Origin of the sequence: Leptotrichia hongkongensis (genome assembly GCF_041538065.1) — a bacterium.
Classification (GTDB): Bacteria; Fusobacteriota; Fusobacteriia; order Fusobacteriales; family Leptotrichiaceae; genus Leptotrichia; species Leptotrichia hongkongensis.
In genome coordinates, this window is the sequence record NZ_JBGORW010000008.1 from 50,960 (window position 1) to 74,259 (window position 23,300).

19 protein-coding genes are annotated in these 23,300 nt (G+C 29.8%); 4 read left to right on the forward strand and 15 right to left on the reverse strand.

Going from position 1 to position 23,300, the window contains the following annotated elements; translation table 11 throughout:
- Nucleotides 1-5 precede the first annotated feature (5 nt).
- From ACEG17_RS07240 to ACEG17_RS07250, 3 genes are all read right to left on the reverse strand, one after another.
- Complete coding sequence (locus tag ACEG17_RS07240; RefSeq protein ID WP_372583168.1) at nucleotides 6-1,466, reverse strand: lipopolysaccharide biosynthesis protein; 1,461 nt, start codon at nucleotides 1,464-1,466, stop codon at nucleotides 6-8.
- Between the two features lie 481 nt (nucleotides 1,467-1,947).
- Nucleotides 1,948-2,928 (reverse strand): KpsF/GutQ family sugar-phosphate isomerase, encoded by a 981-nt coding sequence (locus ACEG17_RS07245; protein ID WP_372583169.1) that lies wholly within the window; start codon nucleotides 2,926-2,928, stop codon nucleotides 1,948-1,950.
- A 134-nt stretch (nucleotides 2,929-3,062) separates the two neighbouring features.
- Complete coding sequence (locus ACEG17_RS07250) at nucleotides 3,063-4,184, reverse strand: mannose-1-phosphate guanylyltransferase (protein ID WP_372583170.1); 1,122 nt, start codon at nucleotides 4,182-4,184, stop codon at nucleotides 3,063-3,065.
- A 189-nt stretch (nucleotides 4,185-4,373) separates the two neighbouring features.
- Here ACEG17_RS07250 and kdsA point away from each other — a divergent pair, with 189 nt between their 5' ends.
- From kdsA to lgt, 3 genes are all read left to right on the forward strand, one after another.
- On the forward strand, nucleotides 4,374-5,213 hold the full coding sequence (gene kdsA / locus ACEG17_RS07255; protein ID WP_147004981.1) for a 3-deoxy-8-phosphooctulonate synthase: 840 nt from the start codon (nucleotides 4,374-4,376) through the stop codon (nucleotides 5,211-5,213).
- 37 nt (nucleotides 5,214-5,250) lie between these two features.
- Complete coding sequence (locus ACEG17_RS07260) at nucleotides 5,251-6,336, forward strand: pyridoxal-phosphate-dependent aminotransferase family protein (protein WP_372583171.1); 1,086 nt, start codon at nucleotides 5,251-5,253, stop codon at nucleotides 6,334-6,336.
- A 69-nt stretch (nucleotides 6,337-6,405) separates the two neighbouring features.
- Nucleotides 6,406-7,314 carry a prolipoprotein diacylglyceryl transferase gene (gene lgt, locus ACEG17_RS07265; protein ID WP_147004979.1) on the forward strand — a complete coding sequence of 303 codons (909 nt, stop codon included), beginning with the start codon at nucleotides 6,406-6,408 and terminating at the stop codon, nucleotides 7,312-7,314.
- A gap of 69 nt (nucleotides 7,315-7,383) precedes the next feature.
- Here the strand turns inward: lgt and ACEG17_RS07270 are convergent, their stop codons facing one another.
- Together ACEG17_RS07270 and trhA are read right to left on the reverse strand one after the other, a co-directional pair.
- Entirely contained in the window at nucleotides 7,384-7,941 is a 558-nt protein-coding gene (locus ACEG17_RS07270) for a helix-turn-helix domain-containing protein (RefSeq protein ID WP_372583172.1), read from the reverse strand.
- A 126-nt stretch (nucleotides 7,942-8,067) separates the two neighbouring features.
- On the reverse strand, nucleotides 8,068-8,748 hold the full coding sequence (gene trhA, locus ACEG17_RS07275; protein ID WP_372583173.1) for a PAQR family membrane homeostasis protein TrhA: 681 nt from the start codon (nucleotides 8,746-8,748) through the stop codon (nucleotides 8,068-8,070).
- A gap of 666 nt (nucleotides 8,749-9,414) precedes the next feature.
- Between trhA and ACEG17_RS07280 the strand changes: the two genes are divergently transcribed.
- Nucleotides 9,415-9,609: a hypothetical protein gene (locus ACEG17_RS07280; RefSeq protein ID WP_372583174.1), complete on the forward strand. Its 195-nt coding sequence runs from the start codon at nucleotides 9,415-9,417 to the stop codon at nucleotides 9,607-9,609.
- A gap of 618 nt (nucleotides 9,610-10,227) precedes the next feature.
- On the opposite strand, the gene ACEG17_RS07285 is transcribed toward ACEG17_RS07280, so the two are convergent.
- From ACEG17_RS07285 to ACEG17_RS07330, 10 genes are all read right to left on the reverse strand, one after another.
- A complete protein-coding gene (locus ACEG17_RS07285; protein ID WP_372583175.1) occupies nucleotides 10,228-12,576 on the reverse strand; it encodes an LptA/OstA family protein in 2,349 nt (782 codons plus the stop codon).
- A 25-nt stretch (nucleotides 12,577-12,601) separates the two neighbouring features.
- Entirely contained in the window at nucleotides 12,602-15,289 is a 2,688-nt protein-coding gene (gene mutS, locus ACEG17_RS07290) for a DNA mismatch repair protein MutS (RefSeq protein ID WP_372583176.1), read from the reverse strand.
- A gap of 609 nt (nucleotides 15,290-15,898) precedes the next feature.
- Nucleotides 15,899-17,092, reverse strand: a complete 1,194-nt coding sequence (locus tag ACEG17_RS07295; protein WP_372583177.1) for a CDP-glycerol glycerophosphotransferase family protein — start codon at nucleotides 17,090-17,092, stop codon at nucleotides 15,899-15,901.
- Between the two features lie 16 nt (nucleotides 17,093-17,108).
- Nucleotides 17,109-17,942: a glycosyltransferase family 2 protein gene (locus ACEG17_RS07300; protein ID WP_372583178.1), complete on the reverse strand. Its 834-nt coding sequence runs from the start codon at nucleotides 17,940-17,942 to the stop codon at nucleotides 17,109-17,111.
- Nucleotides 17,943-17,963: 21 nt separating this feature from the next.
- Complete coding sequence (locus ACEG17_RS07305; protein WP_372583179.1) at nucleotides 17,964-18,737, reverse strand: endonuclease/exonuclease/phosphatase family protein; 774 nt, start codon at nucleotides 18,735-18,737, stop codon at nucleotides 17,964-17,966.
- Between the two features lie 164 nt (nucleotides 18,738-18,901).
- Nucleotides 18,902-19,669: a glycosyltransferase gene (locus tag ACEG17_RS07310; RefSeq protein WP_372583180.1), complete on the reverse strand. Its 768-nt coding sequence runs from the start codon at nucleotides 19,667-19,669 to the stop codon at nucleotides 18,902-18,904.
- A 9-nt stretch (nucleotides 19,670-19,678) separates the two neighbouring features.
- Nucleotides 19,679-20,152, reverse strand: a complete 474-nt coding sequence (locus tag ACEG17_RS07315; protein ID WP_372583181.1) for a GNAT family N-acetyltransferase — start codon at nucleotides 20,150-20,152, stop codon at nucleotides 19,679-19,681.
- 21 nt (nucleotides 20,153-20,173) lie between these two features.
- Nucleotides 20,174-21,115 (reverse strand): hypothetical protein, encoded by a 942-nt coding sequence (locus ACEG17_RS07320; protein WP_372583182.1) that lies wholly within the window; start codon nucleotides 21,113-21,115, stop codon nucleotides 20,174-20,176.
- A gap of 16 nt (nucleotides 21,116-21,131) precedes the next feature.
- Nucleotides 21,132-22,526, reverse strand: a complete 1,395-nt coding sequence (gene wzy, locus ACEG17_RS07325; protein ID WP_372583183.1) for an O-antigen polysaccharide polymerase Wzy — start codon at nucleotides 22,524-22,526, stop codon at nucleotides 21,132-21,134.
- Nucleotides 22,527-22,832: 306 nt separating this feature from the next.
- A complete protein-coding gene (locus ACEG17_RS07330; RefSeq protein ID WP_372583184.1) occupies nucleotides 22,833-23,171 on the reverse strand; it encodes an AbrB family transcriptional regulator in 339 nt (112 codons plus the stop codon).
- Between the last annotated feature and the right edge of the window lie 129 nt (nucleotides 23,172-23,300).

The following is a 23,300-nucleotide window of genomic DNA, read 5'->3' on the forward strand; positions in this document are numbered from 1 at the left end:
AAAATTTAACGTTTTATAATTTTTCCTTTTATTCCATTTACAAGATTTGCAATTTTAGCGTAAACTTCCCTATTTACAAGCAATTTTGTCACTATCGCCAAATAAACTATTTTCAAGCCAAATTTCATCCATGAAAGCTGATCATTTGACAAATAGAATATCACGGGATTTACAATAATTATGAAATATAAAAATAATTTTTTATAATTAAACGAAATCTTGTATTTTTTTCTTATAATCATCATTTCCATTATTGCTCTAAATAAAAAGGCAAGTAACGTAGTCCACGCCGCAATAATAGGCCCAATTTCTGGAAATTTCGGTATAAAAATTATATTTCCAACTAAATTAAATATCATTGCAAACATTGTAAAATAAAAAATGTATATGCTATCTTCGTGAAAATGAAAAAAATAATCAAGGCAAAATAGTGCCTGAACAACAATTCCAGCTAGAATTAAAGGCATATAATTTATCGCCTGATAATAACTTTTTGGAAATATCAATTTTATCCCTTCTGGAGCAAACAACTGTGCGATTACACAGGCAAAGGAAATAATCGCAATAAAGTTTTCCACGCTTCTTGTTATTCTCGGATTTGTCCTATCCTCCTTCATCGCCTCATAAAACTCTGGCGTCCAGCTGTTTACAAAAGAACCTGTAACAACCGACAAAACCCTTCCTCCAGTAAATGCAAGCGTATATCCCCCAACTACCGCAAGAGAAACAAATTTTGCCAAAACAAGCCTATCGCTCAAATTCACAACCTGATCCGTAAGTTCAATAAAAATTAGTGGTAATCCATTTCTTAGCGAATATTTTACATAATCAAAATTCAGCTTAAATCTAAATTTTCCAAAATAATCCTTAAAATAGAACAGAAATACTATAATCAGCGCAATTAAATTTGCAAACTGGTTTCCAAAAACTCCCCATTTTAAGTATTTTATAAAGTAAATTGCCAGAATATAAGTTGTAAAAAGGCTTACAACACTCCCTATCGCAACCTTCATATACATTCTCTTCATTCTGAACAAAGTTGTCGAAAGATTGTTAAAAGCGTTCGTTGTGGCAATTAAGACGCTGACAATTATCAAAGGATAGTAACTTACTTTGCTTAAATCAACTATATATGAAAACAGTTTTTTGGCTATTGGCGTAAATAAAAAAATATAAGTAAGTATATTAAAAACTACTATAATTAAAGTTGAAGAAAACATATAACTTCCAAATTCATCTTCACTTTCCTTCAAATCTACATATTTCTTCATCTGAGCATTATAAAGCCCCAGCCCTAGAATTACAGTAAATAATGAAGTAATCGGAGCCAATGTTCCCACAATCCCAAATTCTTCCTGTGTCAATAACCTCGTTATTATCGGCAAAAATATAAACGACCCCATCTTTGTAACCAAATTCATAAGAGAATAAACCATCGTTCCCTTCAATAAATTCTTATTATCCATCTCTCTCCATTTCCAAAACTTTTCATAAACCTTACTTATTTAAACTAATTTTTAAACATATAATTTTTTTATGTTGATTTCTTATTTTGTTATTTTAGATAATTTTGGTTAATATTTTTTCTTTAACAAAATTTCACTTGTTTTTTGTTTTAGTTAAAATTAACTATTATAGTTAAACTAAAGACTGTCGTGATTTTTTTGGAATAAAATTGATTGTTTGAGCTTTTTTGAAACTTTTAAGTTACAATCAATTATAGAGTTGATAATAACTGTTATTAAAAAGCGAGTTTCAATTTTATTTCAAAAAATGCTTAGACAAGCTGGGATTGTAAAGGGGATAGCGACTGATCCCCTTTACATTTAAAAAAGAAAAAATATAGAAAAAACAACAATTAATCAAAAAAATTTAGAATTTTTAAAAATTATTTATCTGTATATTTAAGAAACAATTTTGTTATTAATAAAAAAATTAAATATGCTGCTATCTTAATCCTATTAAATCGTGCACCCGTATCAAGCCTACAACATTTCCATTTTCCACAACAGGCAATACATTAATCTGGCTTTTTCTGTTTTCCATCAGATGAAGTGCATCGAGAGCCATCGCATCCTTTTCAATCGTTACTGGTGTAGAAATCATAATATCAGAAGCCACATAATCAAAAAATTTCTCCTTATGCTCCAATGCACGCCGAATATCTCCTTCTGTTATAATTCCAAGCAGTTTGCCGTTTTCAAATCCTGTATCCGAAATGCACACAGCTCCTAATTTTTTCTTTGTAAGAAGCATTAATACATTCTCAATTTTCTCATCTTCTTTTACAACTGGCAATTCTTCTCCAATGTGCATTAAATCTGAAACATGTAATAATAGCCGTTTTCCAAGGCTTCCTCCTGGATGATATTTGGCAAAGTCATTTTCTGTGAAATCTTTTAATTTCATAAGGCATACGGCCAAAGCATCTCCTGTTACTAGAGTTGCTGTAGTCGAACTCATTGGCGCTTGCCCCAACGGACATGCTTCCTTTTCTACTCCAACATTTATCACAAGTTCTGCATATTTTCCCAACATAGAATCAGGATTTCCAGTAAATGCAACTATTTTCCCTCCAATTTTTTTTATTGGCGCTAAAATGCTTAATACTTCGTCAGAATTTCCGCTGTTTGAAATGGCTATTACCACATCTCCATCGTTAATCATTCCCAAATCACCATGAAGTGCCTCTGCTGCATTTATAAATACTGATGTTGTACCAGTTGAGGCAAGTGTCGCTGTAATTTTTTTACCAATTATTCCTGACTTTCCAATTCCTGTCACAACAACTTTATTGTTATTTTTCAAATTTAAAATCATTCGGACTAATTTTTGAAAATCATCTCCTAGTTTACTTTTTAATTTTTCCAGTTCTGCAATTTCAATATCAAATACATTTTCAGCTTCTTTTATAATATCTATTTCCATTTTTAGTTTTGCTCCCTTTATTCAATAAATATTTTTATATTAATGTTTTTATTACACCCAAACTTTTTTATATCAAACTATTAAATTTCAAATAACAATAAAATTCAAGTAAAATAATCAAATGCTGTTTTTGACTACTTATTTTTCATCTCAATCTTATTCAATATTTTCTTAATTTCCTGACTTTTATCCTTATGACAGACAAGCAAGGCATCTTTTGTATTCACAATAACTATATTTTCTAGCCCAATTGTAGCAATAATTTTGTCATTTTCCTTATTAATTACGATATTTCCTTCTGATTCAATCTGCTCAAAATTATCAGCCTGCACAACGTTGCTATCCTTGTCTTTTGGAAAAATATCCTCAAGCGACTTGAAGTTTCCAACATCGTTCCAGTCAATGTCAACAGGTATGACACTAACAGATTTTGTATGCTCCATCACTCCAAAATCTATCGAAATTTTTTCAAATTTTTCAAATTCATCCTTCACAAAATCACTTAGTCTTTCTCCATAAACTTCATTTAAATCAACATTTTCGAGCATTTCTTCAATTTTTTCCAAAATAATGCCATGAGTTTCCATATGTTTTTTTATTTCATGCAAGATAAATTCCGTTTTCCAAAGGAACATTCCACTATTCCAAAGATAATTTCCCTGCTCAATATATTTTTCAGCTAGCTCCTTATTAGGCTTTTCCCTAAATTTTTTAACTTTATATGACTTAAATCTTTCTTTATTTTCACAGTTATTTTTATCATCTTTTGATTTTTTTCTATCTATATACTCAATATATCCATACCCAGTTTCAGCATAAGTCGGCTTAACTCCCAGCGTAACAATCTTATTTTTTTCAGCCTCTTTAAACGCAAACTCCAAGCTGTCCAAAAATTCCTTTTCCTTCTTAATCAAATGATCTGATGGCAAAACTGCCATAATGCTATTCTCATAAATTTTTCTAATAATACATGCCGCATATCCAATACAGGCTGCCGTATCTCTTGCCATTGGCTCAAAAATTATATTTCTATCAGCAATCTCAGGTAATTCCTTTTTTATTATGTCAAGATACTTAATATTCGTTGAAATAAAAATTCTCTCTATTGGAATAAGTTTTTTTATCCTGTCAATTGTTTCTTTTATCATAGTCTTTTTTGATACAAGATCCAAAAACTGCTTTGGCTTATCATTTGTAGATAATGGCCAAAATCTTGTTCCACTTCCTCCAGCCATAATTAAAGCTACTTTATTCATATCTTTCTCCTGTTCTTCAATTAATTTTATTTATCATTCTGCTTTTTATTTTTCAATTATTTTTCCAGTTAAGAGTATAACATAATTTATTTGTTTTATCAAAAGGAATATTTTAGAAAAATATTAGGAAAAAAAGAAATATTATGATAAAATGAAAATATAAGAAAATTTTTTAGAAAGGAATTGGATATGTTAATAGATAAAGTTAAAAAAGTTAAAATTACTGATAATATCACAATTGGTAATGATAAGATCTTTTTAATAGCTGGACCTTGTGTAATTGAATCAGAAGATTTAGTTATGGAAGTAGCTGCAAAAATGAAAGAAATTACTGATAAACTTGGAATTCAGTATGTATTTAAGGCTTCGTTTGACAAGGCTAACCGTTCTTCTATTTCTTCATTTAGAGGACCAGGACTTGAAAAGGGACTTGAAATTTTGTCAAGAGTTAAAGAAAAATACGGTGTTGCTCTTGCTACAGACATTCATGAGCCACATCAATGCAAGGAAGCTGCAAAAGTTATTGATTTACTTCAAATTCCTGCCTTTTTATCAAGACAGACTGATTTACTCATCGCAGCAGCAGAAACTGGAAAAGCAGTTAATATCAAAAAAGGTCAATTTTTAGCACCTTGGGATATGAAAAATGTTGTAAAGAAATTTCAGGAAGTTGGAAATGAAAATATAATGCTTTGTGAACGTGGAGCTTCGTTTGGATATAATAATCTTGTTGTAGATATGCGTGGACTTTTGGAAATGAGAAAATTTGGATATCCAGTCGTATTTGACGCTACACATTCAGTACAAATTCCTGGCGGACAGGGCGAAACTTCAGGAGGTAACCGTGCTTATGTGTATCCACTTGCAAGAGCTGCAGTATCTGTTGGAGTTGATGGAATATTTGCAGAAGTACACCCTGAACCTGATAAAGGATTGTCTGACGGTCCAAATATGCTAAAATTAGACGATGTAGAAAAAATCTTAACGAAATTGCTTCAATATGATAAATTGACAAAGGAGTTAATATAAAAATTTTTAAAATATAAATTTTAGGAGGAATAGATTTATGAGTTCAAAATTATTATTGACACCAGGGCCAACTAATATTCCAGAAGAATATCTGGAAATTTTTGGAAAGGATATTATCCACCACAGAACACCTGAATTTAGAAGAATTATGAAAGAAAACAATGAAAATTTGAAAAAAGTATTCAAAACTAAAAATGATGTTGCTGTTATAACTTCATCTGGTACAGGTTCAATGGAAACTGCCATTGTAAACTTTTTTTCAAGAGGTGACAAGGTTCTTGCCATAAATACTGGATATTTTGGGGATAGATTTAGAAAAATTGCTGAAATTTATGGATTAAATGTAATTAATTTACAATATGAATTTGGAGAAAGCTACAATTTGGAGGATGTAAAGAAAGTTATTTCAGAAAATCCAGATTTAAAAGGAATTTTAGCCACTCATAGCGAAACTTCAGTTGGTATTCTGAATGACATAAAATCTTTAGGAGATTTGACAAAAAATACTGATATTTTGCTAATTGTTGACACAATCAGTGGACTTGTTGTAAATGAATTTGATTTTGATGGATGGCATGTGGATGTGGCGATTGCAGGAAGCCAAAAGGCATTTCTAATACCTCCAGGACTATCATTTGTTGCAATAAGCGATAAAGCAAAAAAAGCTATGGAAGTTTCTGATTTACCTAAATATTATTTTGATTTGAAGCAATATGCAAAATATTTTGAAGAAAACGGAGAAACGCCATACACTCCAGCAATTGCTTTAATTCTAACATTGAATCAGTCATTAAAAGACTTGATAAAAAATGGAATTGAAAACACAATTAAGCAAAAACACGATTTGAGAAAATATGTTGAAGAAAAAGCTCAAAAACTTGGGTTTGAACTATTAGTTAAAAATGAGGCAAATAGAACAAATACACTAATTTCAGTTTATAGAGAAGGAATTATTATAAAATCAATAATTTCAGCCCTTGAAGAACAAGGATACACTGTTACAGGCGGAAAGGGAAAATATGCTGAAAGCCTTATGAGAATTGGAATTTTAGGACAAATTTCCAAGGAACAGCTTGATGATTTCTTTGTAATCTTTGAAAAAGAATTAAAAAAACAATTATAAAAAACAAAAAAATATAGAAAGTTATCATTTTTTTAACTTTCTATTTCAAAATATTGAAAAGGAGCATAAATGAAACCATATTTATTTAAAATTGGAGGTTTTGAACTTAGAATTTATAGTTTAATGTATATTTTAGCTTTTCTTTTTGGAATGTTTATCGCACTTGCTGATGATGTTGCCGAAAAAAGAGGCGTTGATGATAGAAAAATTATTGAAGATTTTGCATTTACTACAATAGTAGCAGGATTAATCGGGGCAAGATTATATTATGTTATTTTTAAATTTTCAGATTATATTGGAAACCCTTTATCTATCCTGTACATCTGGGAAGGTGGACTTGCAATTCACGGTGGAATTATCGGAGCATTTATAGGCTCATGTTACTATGCCAAAAAAAATAAAATGAACTTATGGGTTCTTACAGATATGGCTGTTGGCCCTTTACTGTTTGGACAGTTTCTAGGAAGATTTGGAAACTTGGCAAATGGGGAAGTTCATGGAGTACCTACGTTTACTCCACTTAGCGTAATTTTTTCAGGAAAGTTCAATGAATGGTGGGCAAAATACCAGTCATTAAGTGCCACTGCACAAGCTCAGTTTAAACAGCTTGTTCCTTGGGGACTAAGTTTTCCATTAGACACTCCTGCTGGATCAGAATTTCCAAATTTACCGCTGCACCCCGCTATGCTTTATGAAGCGTTCCTGAATTTAATTGGATTTATAATTCTTTGGTTCTATTTTAGAAAAAAAGAATACAATCCAGGAATATTATCAATGATTTATTTAATCATGTATGCAATTATAAGAATGTTTGTAAGTACATTTAGAGCAGAAGATTTATTAATTTTTGGAATAAGACTTCCATATTTGATAAGTATAGTTATGATTATTGTTGCTATTATTGGAATAAAAATTTTTAGCAGTCCAGAAAGAAAATTTGTGCCTGTCAAAAAAGAAGAAGAAACTCAAAAAAATTAATACTAAAAAAACTGTCATTTCTCTAAAAAGATTTGACAGTTTTTTTATTACCATTAAAATTAAATTTTATTATTTTTTGTTTTCTGTTCGTCTTTTTCCACGGTTATCTACCAATGCGTCAATTCCACCTTTTTCAAATTTTTTCACCCAAGAATAAATTTGCTGGTATGAAATACCGTATTTTTTGATAGCCAGATTATAATCATAATCATTTTTTTGACAAAAACGCACGGCTTCAACTTTAGCATCTATAGATTTTCTTACGTGTTTTTTTAATAATGAAAAGTTTCCATTTACATCTATACTTCTTCTATAATCTCTAATCCAGTAATTTAATACACTTACAGATGCAATTTCATATTTTTTACAAATTTCAAATAAAGAACCTTCATTATTTAGATAGCTTTGAACAGCTTTTTCTTTAACTTCACGAGGATAATGCCTATTTTTATCTTCAACCATTATACTTTCTTCACCAATCTCCAGATACTTTTTCTTCCAAGTCATTAATGAAGATTTTGCAATACCATATTCCTTTGCTAATCCTTGAATAGTTCCTTTCCCTTCCAGTATTTTCTTTACAAGCTCAATTTTTAATTCATTAGATATTTTCGATTTTCTTCCCATTAAATTACCCTTTCTAAACAAAATATATTCTTTATTTTTTTAATTTTTATTATTGAAAATTTTTTCAGAAATATAAAACCTAAAATAAAACTAGATTTTATATAATCTGAGATATATTTATATTTTTTATACTAAATAATACACAGCGAAAAAATGCGAGATACTTCCCATAATTACAAAGATATGCCAAATCATATGATTAAATTTGCAAATTTTCCATGAATAAAATATTGTTCCAAGTGAATAGAGAACTCCACCCAAAACTAAATAAATTAATGAAACTCGGTTTATATTATTTATCAAATCATTCCAGGCAAATACAATCATCCATCCCATTATTAAATAAAGCAAGGTAGAAAACAGTTTAAACTTTCCTGTGAAAAATGCTTTAAATAAAATTCCTAAAAAACATACTATCCATTGAATTGCTAATATAACCTTATTCATTGGCGAATTGACAACTAAATATAAAAACGGAGTATAAGAAGCAGCTATCAAAATGTAAATTGCTGAGTGATCAAAAATTTCAAATACCATTTTAGCTGTTCCAGGTTTTAGTCCGTGATATATAGATGACATTGTATAAAGAACAATTAATCCAAAGCCAAATGCCATAAAGGATATTATTGTTCCCACATCACGCACCCAGCTCGCACGTATTGTTAAAATTATAAAAGCTAATATTGATAATCCAGCTCCTACAGTATGACTTACAAAATTAGCAATTTCTTCTCCACGTGAAAACTTTTCTGCTTGTTCGTGTATATCATTTAGTAAATTATTACTTTTCTTAGTTTTTTTAGTCATATCTTTCCTTTCAGATACAAAGATACTTTTTATATTTAAACATGTAACCTTGATTAAAATCATTGCTTAAATACCTTGTTTTTAGGTCATTTAACATACAAAATCAAATTTAAAATAACAACGTTATATTATAAATTCTACCATATAAATTTTAGCAAAATATTTAATTTTACTTATAAATCAATTGGTTTGTTTTGTGTGATTAAATGTATTTAATTTTTTTTAGAAGTATATCACCTGTTATAATACTTTGTTCTATTATAACAGATGTTTTAATTTTATTCAACCCAAAATAAAATTTTTTTTGTATTTTAGTAAAAATTTATACTAAACTCTGTTTAAAAATAGGAATAATTTTTATAATAAGGCTATTTGATAACTAATTTATAATCTTTCAACTAAAATATTTTTTATTACTTTTTAAATATTTTGAATAATAAATATTTTTTCTTTTTTATTTTCGTAGAATTGCTCATCGCTATCCTACAACCTATGGATAGACTCACTTTTCTTTATTCATCAGTCATCAAATAGTCACAGTTGAACCCATCGATTTATGCTCAAACCTATATTAATTTAAACTGCTAAAATTATTATTTTATCTTTCTATCTAAATACTCTACGTTCAAATATATTATACTATGCAAAATTATAAAAAATATAACCATGAAAGTATTAATAAATTCCCCAGCAATTACGCCAAAATTAGAAACCAAGAGTAGCAAGTTAATACCTAGCTCTTCAAAAAGTGAAACTATTGGAAGTAAAAAAATAAATATTGCTGAAAAAGAAAAAATAAGGCAAAGAATACCAGGAAATACCATTTTTAATTTATTTCCTTTAATTAAATGCAAATTATAATCCCAAGATTCTCTTAAATCAAATGGTCTTGCAGAAAATAACGGTATGAAGTAAAATAAGTAAATCCAAAAAATTACTAGCACCACCAAAGACACTGTTCCAAAAACTAAATTAAATTCATCAAAAAACAAAGGGAAAGGCAAATATCGAAATATATAACTAATTATGTAATATATCAAATATAAAAGGAAAAATTTTGAGGCTGATTTATCTAATCTTGAATAATTTTTCTCTTCTATTTTAAAAATTATTTTTTGATAAAACAGAAAAAATGCCAAATAATAACAAAATTTAAAAATTTGAAGTATATTTGTAAATGATGAAATTCCAGTACTCACACTGATAAATCCTATAGTAATTTTGACACAAGATATAAAAAAGAAAAAAAGTATCCACCACACATCATTCCTGTCAAATATAAATTTCCCTAATACAAAAAAAGTATACCTTATTTGTTGAAAAATATTTAAATTCTTTTCTGTTAATTTCTCCTGTAATTCCTTCATATCCATAATTTTTTATAATCCCTTTCTTTTTTAGTTTTATTTAATAAAATCTTAAGTACATATTTAAAGAAAAGTGAGTATTCTCTACCCACTTTTTCCATATTACATATTATTAAAATTGTTTCTGATAAGATGCACCGCCATATCTTAATGTCGCCACATTTCTATCTCCATTTTTACTCCAAGAAATTGGTACATCTATTGTTCCTTTATTTACATTTACTCTTACTGATGAAGGTAAATTTTCGCCATCTTCTGGAACATAAATATTTCTTGCAGCTCTAACAAGCATTTCATGAGCTGATTCGGTAGGAACACTTACATTAAATGTTCTTTCTGCTGTATCTACACCAGCTTTAGCTGTTGCAGTTAAAGTTACTCCTTTACTTCCACCACCATAAAATTGCTTATTAATTCTTCCAGATACTGAAAACAGGCTAGAATTCGAGGAACGCCATCTTATTGCAACTGGAACTCCATTTGAGGCAGTCATTGATTTTGGCAAGTTAATTCCGCCTCTTGTGCTTACTTCTCCTTCAGGAATTGACAATTTTCCAATTACTTCTTGAGTTGCTGCCGCATTTTTAGGGTCTGACTTCCCTTGTTCCTCGTTATTCTGAACTTCATATTGCATTTGGATATTACCTTCATTTTCAAGGATTCTTCTATCTATGTCGTAAATTGCACTTTTAGATGAAATTTGTGTTTTTCCTTGATAAGTTACTACATTTCCATTTAATTTTATTCTTTTATCTTTCAAATAAATTGTAGCCTTGTCGGCACTTGTATTAATCGTTCTGAACTGTGGCAATGTACTTACGATTTTTACATTGTTTCTGGCATACCCTTCCTGCTTATTCATATCCATATAAAGATAATTTGCTGTCATTTTTGTATTATTTTTAAAGTCTACCATAACTTTGTCTCTTGCAAGAATAAGGTTCCTTCCAGAGTCCATCTCATTATATTGAGAATCAAGTGTAATATCCTTATAAGTCATATGCACATTTTCTTTGATTTCACTACGTGTAATACTCATATTACTTCCATTTTTATGTGAAACGAAATAAACTTTGGCAGTATTTCCTATGAAGTTTACTGCTTCTGATTCTACAAGCGGTCTTGGGTCATTTACAAGATCTTTTACATTTCCACGGATTTTACCTTTAACATGCCCATCAAACCTAAATTCCTTTTTCTCAAAACTTCCATGACCTGTATCAGATGTAATTCTATCTCCCTGAACACTTGTCATTTCCATTTTATTGGCAAAAATATCTTTTGAAATTGTGTTCATTGTTCCATTTGCACCATGTACATTAAAGTTTTGCTTTTTCACGTTAAACGGGCCATTCATTCTGGCATCTCCAGTTGGGAACACATATATAAGCCCTGTTCCATCCATTTTATAGTCATCATAATTTGCAGTATAGTAATCATTTGTTGTAAGTGTTTCTGTCTTTAAGTCATAAACTCCACTTCTATATGTTCCAGTAGTTTTTCTTGGTAAATAGTTATAAGTTCCATTTCCATCACCATTTAATATTTTTGCAATTTCATCGTAAAATACATGATCTCCTGTTACTATTAGAGTTGGACTTGTATATTTTACATGTCCTCTTCCATCAACCTGCTTTTTCTTTACAAAATATGATGCAGCATCTGCTGAAATCACACTATTTTTACCAGTGTAAACTACGTTTCCCTGTCCATCTACACGCTCATCCTTCATATAATAATCAACTTTATTTCCAGTCAGTTTATTTTCAGGATCTGTATAAATCACATTTCCTTCTGCATTTCCAATTTTATTTATATCATCGTAACGCATTGTATTGGCACGCAGTTCTCTTTTTGTCTGTTCTTCCTTATAAATTACATGCCCTTCTGCAAACGATACTTTTGTTGGATCATTGTATGTAATCTTGTCTGCTGTTAATGTCTTTTTATCTTTTTTATTATTGTAGCTTGCATTTCCAATTGCTACAATTGTTTCAAATTTTGTTGTCGTTTCAACCCTATCCGCTTCAGAAACCGTGTCATCAACAGTGTTTATTAACTTTGTTCTCACTGGTGAAATTAACGTATCTCCCTGTTTCTTGTATTCCACACGTTCTGTATAAATTTCCCATTTCTTGTCCTTCGTTGTTCCAACAACTTTTTTCATTAATGTAACATCAGATGTCTTAGTGTTGACTTCCCCCTCTTTTCCAGAAATTAACATTTTTTTCTTTATCAGATCTACAATTACATTTTTAAACCTGATAACTTCGTCTCCTTCAGATCCAATCTGTTCATCCGCATAAATGATAGCATCATCTTTTAGCCTATACATAACTTTTTTGGCTTTCATATCTTTTTGCATCTGTTCAAGCGGTGTCGGAATTTTTTTAAAAAATACTGCATATATAAAATATATCAGTAGTAATATAAGTCCTCCATAACCTAGTTTTTTCCACATTATTTTTCTCCTAATTTTACTAATTTTACTTTCTATTTTTCATATTTTCCTTTAATTCAAACAAAAATTTCATTGCATCCATCGGTGTAATATTATTTATGTCATATTTATCTATTTTGCTCACAATTTCTGATAATTTTTCATTTTCTTCCTGAATTTCTACTAATTTTTCTTCATAAATCTGAGTTTTTTCATTGATTTCAAAATCACTTGTAAAATTAGTATCTTCAACTTCTTCAAAATCGTTTTCAAACTCTGAATTTCCTCCAAAAAGTGATAACTGGTGAACATCTACGGTTCTTTCAATCAATTCCTTTTTCTGCTCCAGCCGTTTCAATATTTTCTTGCTTTCAGTCAATATTTCCTTTGGAAGCCCAGCCAATTTCGCCACTTCAATACCATAGGACTTGTCTGCTCCACCTTTTACAATATTTCGTAAAAACATTACTTTTCCCTGCTTTTCATCCACTTCTATACGATAATTTACAATGTGTGCAAATTTATTTTCTAAATCAGTAAGTTCGTGATAATGTGTTGCAAAAACTGTCTTAGCACCAATTTTATCGTGAATATACATTGAAATGGCAGTCGCAATGGAAACACCGTCGGTTGTGGAAGTTCCACGTCCAACTTCATCAAGTATTATCAGGCTTTTTTCAGTCGCATTGTTTAGAATATTGGAAACTTCACTCATTTCCACCATAAATGTACTTTGCCCAGTCAAAATATCATCAGAAGCCCCAATCCGTGTCAAATATTTGTCTATAATTGATAAATTTGCTTTTTTCGCAGGGACAAAAGAACCAATCTGAGCCATTATGGAAATTAATGCGATTTGCTTCATATACGTTGATTTTCCCGACATATTAGGTCCTGTTAGCACAACAAAACTTTCCTTTTCAGTAAAGACTGTATCATTTGAAACATAATCCGTCCTTCCAATCAGCTTTTCCACAACTGGATGCCTTCCGCCCTCAATTTCAAAGGAATACTCCTCATTCATTTCAGGTTTTGCGTAATCATTTTCAATGGCACTTACAGCAAAAGATACCATTACATCAATGTATGCCAGTCTTTCTGCAAGTTCTGACAAAATTTTGCGATGTTCCTTGAGTTTTTCGCTGATTTCCTTGAACAAATGGTATTCCAAATCTTCGATTTTTGCTTTGGAATTTATTATTGTGTCCTCATATTTTTTCAGTTCAGGCGTAATGTATCTCTCTGAATTTGAAAGAGTCTGTTTTCTTATGTAATGTTCTGGCACCATATCCAGATTTGCTTTTGTAATTTCAATAAAGTAACCAAAAACCTTGTTAAACTTTATTTTCATATTTCGAATTCCAGTTGCTTCCCTTTCCCGCTGTTCAATATCCAGCAAAAAGTCCTTCCCAGAATTCATAATATTTCTAATTTCATCCAGTTCCGCATTGTATCCAGATTTTATAATTCCGCCTTCACGTACTGAAAATGGTGCATCTTCTTTTATACTGTCATCAATTATTTTATAACATTCAAATAAAATATTCGCATCAATATCCTTAAAAAAATCAGTATTTCCCAAAATTCTCATTATTTCAACAGCAGATTTTATCGTTTTTTTCAATGCTGTCAAATCTTTTCCATTTTCACTTCCAAAGATTATTTTCCCCAAAAGCCGCTCCAAATCGTAAATATCCTCAAGTTTTTCCCTCAAATCCTCACGAATCAAGATATTATCAATAAAATACTGTACATCTTCCTGTCTTTTCCGTATTTTTTCAATATTTAAAAGTGGATTGTTTATGAATCTTTTTAAAAGCCGTGTTCCCATCGAAGTTTTACACTCGTCCAATACCCACAAAAGCGAGCCATAAACAGTTTTTTCCCTCTGATTTTTCAAAAGTTCCAGATTTCTGCTTGTAATCGCATTTATTTCAGCATAATTGGAAATATTCACAAACTCAATCTTTTCCACAGTCAGCTCATGCTCAACCTGCATAGTAACTGCATAATCAAGTGCCATAGCTGCAGCTCCAATTATCGCCTTTTTATCCTTAATTCCATAACTTTCCAGCGACACAATCTCAAAATAATCCATAAGATACTTTGCACTGTCCCGAACTTTACTCACAAAAGTCACAACTGAATCATTCTTTTGTAAAAAATCATCTAACTTTTCCTTTATTTCTCCATAAAAATCCTCTGTAACAAGCACTTCCTTAGGCTCAATCTTATTAATCTCATTAAATAATTTTACAAAATCATCATCCTTTTCAACTTCCGTTACCTTAAACTCTCCAGTCGTTATATCAATATACGCAATTCCAAATTTATTCTCAATTTTCAAAATACTCATCAAGTAATTATTGCTCTTGGCATCAAGTGCCTCCACATCCACAACTGTCCCCGGCGTTATAATCTTCACAACTTCCCGTTTCACAATTCCTTTTGTTATCTTCGGATCTTCTGTCTGCTCACAAATCGCAACTTTATACCCTTTTGAAACAAGTTTTGTTATATATGAATCTGCCGAATGAAACGGAACTCCCGCAAGCGGTATATCGACATTCTTCTCTTTATTTCTCGAAGTAAGCGTAAGTCCCAGCTCCCGTGACGCTTTCACCGCATCCTCAAAAAACATTTCATAAAAATCACCCAATCTAAAAAACAATATAGAGTCCTCAAAATTTGATTTTATCTCCTTATATTGTTTCATAAGCGGTGTATCTGCCATCTTTATTTTACCTCTGTTCTCTTTATTTTTTTATCTTTAAATTTTATCATAGTTTATTTTCTTTTTCAATTTTTTAAAAAATTAATAAAAATTTTTTCTTTTCCATTTTTATATCAATTTTTTTATTTAATAATTATTGTTATTTACACACTTTATAATCTTTTTTAACGCAGAGGTATCAAACGCCATACCTCTGCACTCCCGCTCTTGAATTTTAATTTTACAGCAAAAGACAAAACTCGCTTTTAATAAAAGTTATTTTAATCTCATGAAGTTGTTCTCAATTCAAATAAAATAGAAAAACTCAAACAAGTTGTCTTTTACCGAAAAATTAAAATCTCAGAAATTTATAATAAATATTTTTTCTTTAACAAAATAAATTTTTTAGTTTAAAAACCGACGGAGCTTTTATTTGACCAACTACGACTGTTTGACGACGAAAGGAGGAGTTTCGGAGTTGGGCAAATAAAAGTCGGAGTCTAGCCATAGGTGCAGGATTTGCGGCAATGAGCAATCCTGCGAAAATAAGTAAAGAAAAAACTTAATAATACAAAGAAAATATTTATTAATAACAACATATGTTATAAATCCTTAGTAAAAAATCAAGTTTTAATTTATTCTTTTTAAAATTTCATTGTAAACTCTTTCACAATTCCCCTTATCCACATACTTCAAAAACTTTTCTCTCAACTTATCAGACTTTTGCTTCATTTCCTTATCATAATGAAAATTATTTTTGGAGATTTCAATGATTTCTTCAACGCATTTTTCTACAGTTTTGGCTTGTTTTCCAAACAAGTCTTTGTCTAAGTCCACATAAGAGCCGACTTTTTCTTCGTATTCACGTTTATCGAACTGGAAGAAGATAATTGGCTTGTTTAGATAGTAAAAATCGTAGGCTACGCTTGAATAATCTGTTATTAATAATTTTGATTTTTGCAGTTCTTCGGTTATGTTTACTTCTTTTGGGAGTATTTTTATATTTTTTCCAAGTTTTATATTTCCAAAGTTTTTTAGATAATCTTGCATTAACTGATGAATGTAAATGTTTAATTTAATATCATTTTTTTCCAAATAGTTATTTAATTTCTTGTCTGTAATTAAATTTGCAATATTTTGAAAATATTTTGTATCTTCAAATTTTTGATTTTCTGAGTTTTCTGACTTTAGCCAGTTTCGCCATGTCGGCATAAAGAATATTTGTTTTTCCATAATTTTTAAATTGTATAATTTATCGTATCTTGGGTAGCCTGTTATAACTGCTGTTTCCTTTGGAACTTCCCACCAAGTTTCTGTTTTTATTTTTTTTTCAAATTCTGAATCGCAAATATTTAAATCATAGGATTTTACAAGTGCTTCTGCTACTTTTGCAGTTTTTGGATTCATTGCCTGTCGAACTTTAAAGCCTACTGTTCCATGATTCAGGAATACTTTGAATACTTTTTTATGAAATTTATTTATTAATGGCACTACAAACAGGTATGGGACAATGTCCGCAGAAATTGAGTGGGAAAATAATGCAACTTTTGCATTCATAAAATACAGATAGCTTTTTACACTTCCTTTTATCAGCTTTTCTCCTGGAATTTTTTTTGCAATTTTGGCATTTCTGTTTATTACCCAGTACACTTCCTCCTGCTGTCTTGACCGTAAATACTCGTACATCGCACGTCCATTATCCACAAAAAGTTCTCCTGCATTTCCGCCCACAAGCCATATATTTCTATTTTTGAATTTTCCTTTATTAAATGGATAAATGAGATAAGCTATTATCATATTTATCAAGCATTTTACCTTATCCATATTTTTCTCCTAATTTTTAAATTTTATATTTTGTATATCCAATTTTTCTACCCTTCATCATAACTCTATGATATGCCCTGTTTCTTGTAACAATCATTCCAGCAAAACTTCTAAATTGCCTCTTCCAGTATTTCAGAATATAAAATCTGTTTTTTCTGCCCTTTACTTCCTTTTTTACCAATGCTCCAAATCCCAATGCATATTTATAAGCACGTTCCAGATCGTTATAATTTCCCTTTTTTGCTGGGTGATAAATTATATCGTTTGCAAAGTATCTTCCCTTATAGCCTTTGTGAAGTAGTGTCAATACATAGTCTGTTTCCTCCCCACTTCCAAAAGTTGCACCAACGCCTAGATTTTCATCAAACAAGACGATATCATCCTTACCATAATTTACAAAAAAAGTTATGGATTTCACAGTTGTATCCACATTATCCTTCGTTATTTCCATGTCCTTTTTCTCCATAACGCCTGTTCCATAGTCTTTTCCTCGTTCAAGTGTACGACACGAATAAATCTGATAATTTTTCTTTCTTTCAAAAAATTCTGCAACTTTTTCAAGTGTATCAGGCTGATATTCACAATCATCATCAGGAAATCCGACAACTTCACCTTTCATCAAGATAAGTCCTCTATTTCTATTCAAGCTTAGCCCTTTTTCATCACTTCTTACATATTTTATCTTAAATTCCTCTTCATAATCTTTCACAATTTCAAAAACTTCATTTCCTTCATTCTGATCCACCACAATCAGCTCAAAATCCTTATAAGTCTGTGCCTTTAGGCTTTTTAGGAATAAATCAAGTTCAGTTGTAACATTAATTGTCGGCATTACAAGGGAAATTTTCATACTCTATGTCTCCTTTTTCTTTTATTTTATATCTAAAATTGTCATATATGGAAGATGATCTGACAATTTTGTCCAGTCCTGCGTTGCATCATTAATAAAATAACTTGATTTTACCTTCCATTTTTTTGACTGGCTTCCAAAAATATAGTCAATACGTGGATCTGAAAGCGTTCTTACACCACCAACATTAGATTCCATGTAAGTATCTCTCCAGCCTTTTGTTATTTCTCCGTAATATTTTGTCGTTGGTAAAAAATTAAAATCTCCACTCAAAAACTTTATATCATCTTTATCAAAAAATTTTGTAAGCAAGTCCAGTGACTCCATTTCTTCAGGCTTTATCTGTTGCTTAAAGTCCAAATGCGTATTCATTACCAGCACCTTTTTCCCAAAAGTCTTTTTAGAAAGCTCCGCAACTATAAGCTGTCTTTTTTCAACCCCTTCCGATGGTAATTCATAAGTATATATTTTCTCAAGGGGATATTTTGAAATAAATGAAATCCCATATTCCCCACCATCATAATCTCTTGATTTCTTAAAGAAATAATAGTCATAACCAAGAACTTTTGCAATATCAGAAGTTATATCACGAAAATTACTTCTTTTCGTAAACTTGTCAACTTCCTGAAGTGATACAAAATCAGGCTCATACGGCTTAATGCTTTCACCTAGTTTTTGACCATTTGTAAGTCTTCCCCCATAAATATTATATGTCATTATCTTAAATTCTTTCGCCCAGCTAACAGTTGCCCCACAAATCATAAGCGACAACAATATTTTTTTTAAATTACTCATTTTTCCAATATTTCTCCTAATCCTTCTTTATTTTCTCAAAATAACAGTCTCTCTAATAAAAATTTATCTGTTATTCCAAATTTTTCATTCAATTATATCACTTTTTTTAGTATCTACCAAACCTTTTTATTTTTACTTTTTTATTTCTATCTAAATACTCCTTATTATCTCTTTTCCTTCAAATAAAACCTCGCAATTATTCTTATCTTTTTAATCATTTTTTTTACTCCTGACAAATGCTTCGTTTCCAAAAACAATCTAGCCTTCAAACTGCTCCAGCTGTCATTCCACCAATGAATTCCGTATGTTTCAGGTTTTATGCAATCATCAGAATAAACTTCCTTAAATCCATAAGGATAAAAATATTCTTTCGGAAAAATAACTATTTCTCCGTTTTTTAAAGTATTTCCCCTTTTCTCGCTCAAATTATATTTTTTCTCAAAAGTATAGGTAAAAATCTTAGGAATCGTCCAAATTGGCTTTTTCCAAATGTCATTCTCGTAAAAATCTTTAATGTCCTTTAACACTTCATTATGCTTCGTTGTCCCAAAAATCCCAACACTTATGTGTTTTTCATCTTCATAGCCAATAAAAAAATTCATCTTCCCATTTTTAGAAAATTCATCTTTTCCTTCCAAAATTGGAGTCAAATCCTTAATTATTTCCATGTCTGTATCCACATAAATTCCAGAATTTTCATACATAAAATGTACTCTCATATAATCTGAAACATATGCCCAAAGCCTTCTTTCGTAACATTCACGAAAAAATCTATTTTTCGCAAGGTGTTTTTCCATATCAAAATTTTTCTCATTTATCTCTATTATTTCAAAATCAGGCAGATTTTTCTTCCACGATTCTAGACATTTATAAAAAATATCTGGCTTTTTGGCGTTTCCAATCCAGACATAATATATTTTTTTTTCTATCATTATTTTCTCCTATTTTTCATCTTTTTTCATAATCATCATATACTTTTTCATCGGATTTTCAGTAACATTCACAACTTTAAATCCAACTTTCTCATACAATTTCTTTGCCCCCGCATTATAATCGAACACATTTAACGTAATTGAATTCACGTTCTCATCTTGAAAAATTAAATTTATAAACTCTATCAAAGCCTTTTTTCCAAGCCCTCTTCCAGTAAGTTCAGGATTAATCAAAAATCTTCCAATATGGATATTATCTATTTCTTTTCGTATTTTCTGAATAACTCCTATAAACTCATTTTTACAAAAAATCGAATAAATATCCTTCAAATCATCAATCTGACTTTCTGTAAGTGGAAAATCAAGACTTGCTCCAGCCCATTGTTCAAGGAAATCTTTTCCTTTTTCATTAGTCCATTTGACTATATTATTTTTATTATTGTCATTTATTCCGTCTATTATTTTTATATTTTCTACTTCCATCAATATTAAACTCCTATTTTTCTACATCAACTCATATTCAATCTCATTTTTAATACAAAATTTCACTATTTCTTCATAAAGACTTTCATAATTTTCATAAATCATATCTTTTCTGAAATTTTTAAATTCAGAATTTGGACAAGCTCCCAATGTGAATATTCTTTTTCCAAATTTTCCTGTTATTTTTAATCTTCTGGTTTTAAAAAGCGTTGTTAAAGTAACTATGTCTGAATTAGTAACTTTAATTTCTTTTATATCAGATTTGTTGTATTCTACATTATCAATAATAATCACATCTTTTATAATTTTTATAGTTCTAGGTGTAAGTTTATTTAATTTTATTAGAGAAAATACATTTAAACCAACAATGACCAAATAAGCAATTAAAAAGAATGCTCTATTATTTATATTAGCTGCTGCCAATATTAACAATAAAAATGTAACGATTGTATCAACAATAAAATTTCCAAATTTTTCTTTAATTAATCTTTCCCTAGGAATTGTAAATAATCTGTTTTTTATTACTGTGTTATTTTTTTTATATTGAATTTCATATATTGCTTTCTCAAGTTCTATACTAGCTTTAAGTCCAAGGGAATAAATAGGGATTTCAAATTTATTTATCGACATATACTTACATTTGTACCTGCTTCTATAAGCTCTTTTTTCCTTATAGTACGTTTTGATATTGCTTCCAGTTATCTTTGCACGATGGCATTCTCTTCCATCTTCATAATAAACTAAAATATCTTTTAAAATTACTACTTTCCGATTAAACTCAAAATTTACCTTTAACAAAACTACTACACCAACCAATAATATTATCAAAAAAAGCTGGTCAAATATCTCACTTCCTTTAAATAAAAAAACTATTAATCCTATCAAAAAAATTGCTATTCCAAGCTTTATCAATTTTTCACTCCACAGCATTTTAAACTCTTGAATTTTCTCATTCAATCCCATTCAACTCCCTAAAAAATCAAATTAATTCCTTCTTTTCCGCAATTTTCCTATACATGTAGTCAAAACTGAAAATTATCACATAAACTGCTATTAACATTGCCATATTTTTTATTAGACCTTCCCCGAAGAATGAGCCTCTTGGGATATAAAATAAATTTGGTATGAAGTAATAGCTTGTTAGTAATAAAAATCTATTTTTTACAACATATTTTTCATATTTTATAATAAAAATTCCAAGCAGAATTGAGATTATAATTAACCAGAAGTAGCCTAAATCATACATTTCTGCAATATAGTTTGAGCCGATTCCTTCTCCTTTCAAATAAGCACCTGAATTTAGGTAATATGTTAATTTATCCGCAATGGAGTTGGTTGTGGCAAGTGTTTCAAGCGACTGTGGCTTAAAGCCGAACATTCCCTGCAAGATGTAGGGATAACTTCCGTTCCCAACAATGCTGTGCTTAAAATTGATTGTGTAGCCAAGCACAAGATAACTTACTCCTTGAGAAAATAGAAAATTAAAAATTGTGTTTACCAAATCCAGACTGAATATTTTTTTACTTCGCACAGATACCAGAATTTGTGAAAAAATCACGGTAAAGCCTACTAATTTTACCATTGTCTTGGCTTTTATCCTGATTCCATAGACTTTTGCGTAATACCACATTATAAAAAGCAGCTGTGTCAAAAATATTGCTCTTGCCCCCTTGAACGAATCCAGCAGTTTTACCATAAGATAAAGTGAAGAAATTGTCAAAAATTTTCTTTTGGATGGAATTGAAATTAAAAATATCAAAAATCCAATTGTCATAACTGTACCAGAGCCTTTTGTAAATGCAGGATAATCAACCCCTTTTAAAATTCCAGTATAATAAGCCTCGTATCCAGCCCGCAAAATAACCCTTAGCTGAATAAACATCTTGTAGGCTAAAGCTGGCAATGAAATTATAAACAGAGCCATTCCGACATTCGTAAACAGCCTTCTGCTTTCAAGCATAACACTGCTTCTAATCTCATTAATCTTCTCATTTGAAATCGCAATGAAAAATCCTAGATGCGTAAACAGTAATACTAGCAGAAAAACATTTATTATCTCATTTCTCACATCATAAAAAAAATAAAAATTAGCAAACTTCGTAGCCCATCCAAACTCCCTATAATTCACAATATCCAAAAATATCCTTGTAAAATTAAACAAAAACAGCGTATACAAAAAAATCATATACGAATTTAGCCACTCCAAATAAATTTTCGCCGTAAAAAACGTATAAATATAAACACCCATAAGCAGACATTCCAAAAATTTCATCTCCAGCGCCTCATTCTGAAAAGTAACTACATTTTTCAAAAACAGCACAAACGCAATAAAAAATATATGAAATATCAAAAACCCAATTTTATCTTTTTTCATCAATTTACCTCTATTTTTCAAAATTTTTTCTTATATTATTTTCTTCTAAAATTTTATCATATCGGTATTAAAACTTCAATCAGAAATGTTGTATTTTAATATAAAATCTATCTTTTAGATTATTTAATTTTTTTACTTTAAAATAGTTTGATGAATAATAGTTCACATTTACTAAATAAAAAAAATCAAATCTTTCACAAATTAATTGAAAAACTTGACTTTTTTCTTACTCTATTTTATTGTGACTTTAAATATTTTTTTTAAGTTTTGCCGCACCAGTGGATATAATCACTTCCGTTTCCATTATTAATCCTCCCCAAATACATCCTCATAACTTACTCCGTTTTTTTCTGTGTCTGATATTAATTTCTGAATTGCAGGCTTGACATTATTTTTTCTTACTTTAAATTCTTTTAGAAGTTCTTCTCCTGAATATCCTTCCTTTATCAAGTCCTCCAAAATCAAATCTGAAAATTCCATATCTTCATTTTCTTTTACAGGCGTTACAATCAAAGAGCCTTTGCTAACCTTTATTTTTGCCTCTTTTGTAAAACCTAGATATTCCATAACTTTTTTAGGAATTGTAATCTGATTTTTAGAAGAAATCGAGATTGTCTTATTTATTTCCAAAATATTACTTTCCATAAAAATCTCCTTTTTTGGTTTCTTTGTTTCTTGGTAAAATTATAAACCTAATTTCAGATTTTGTCAATTTAAATTTCAGATCAAAAATATCAATCAAATATTTATAATTAGTCTATGTTGAGTAAATTA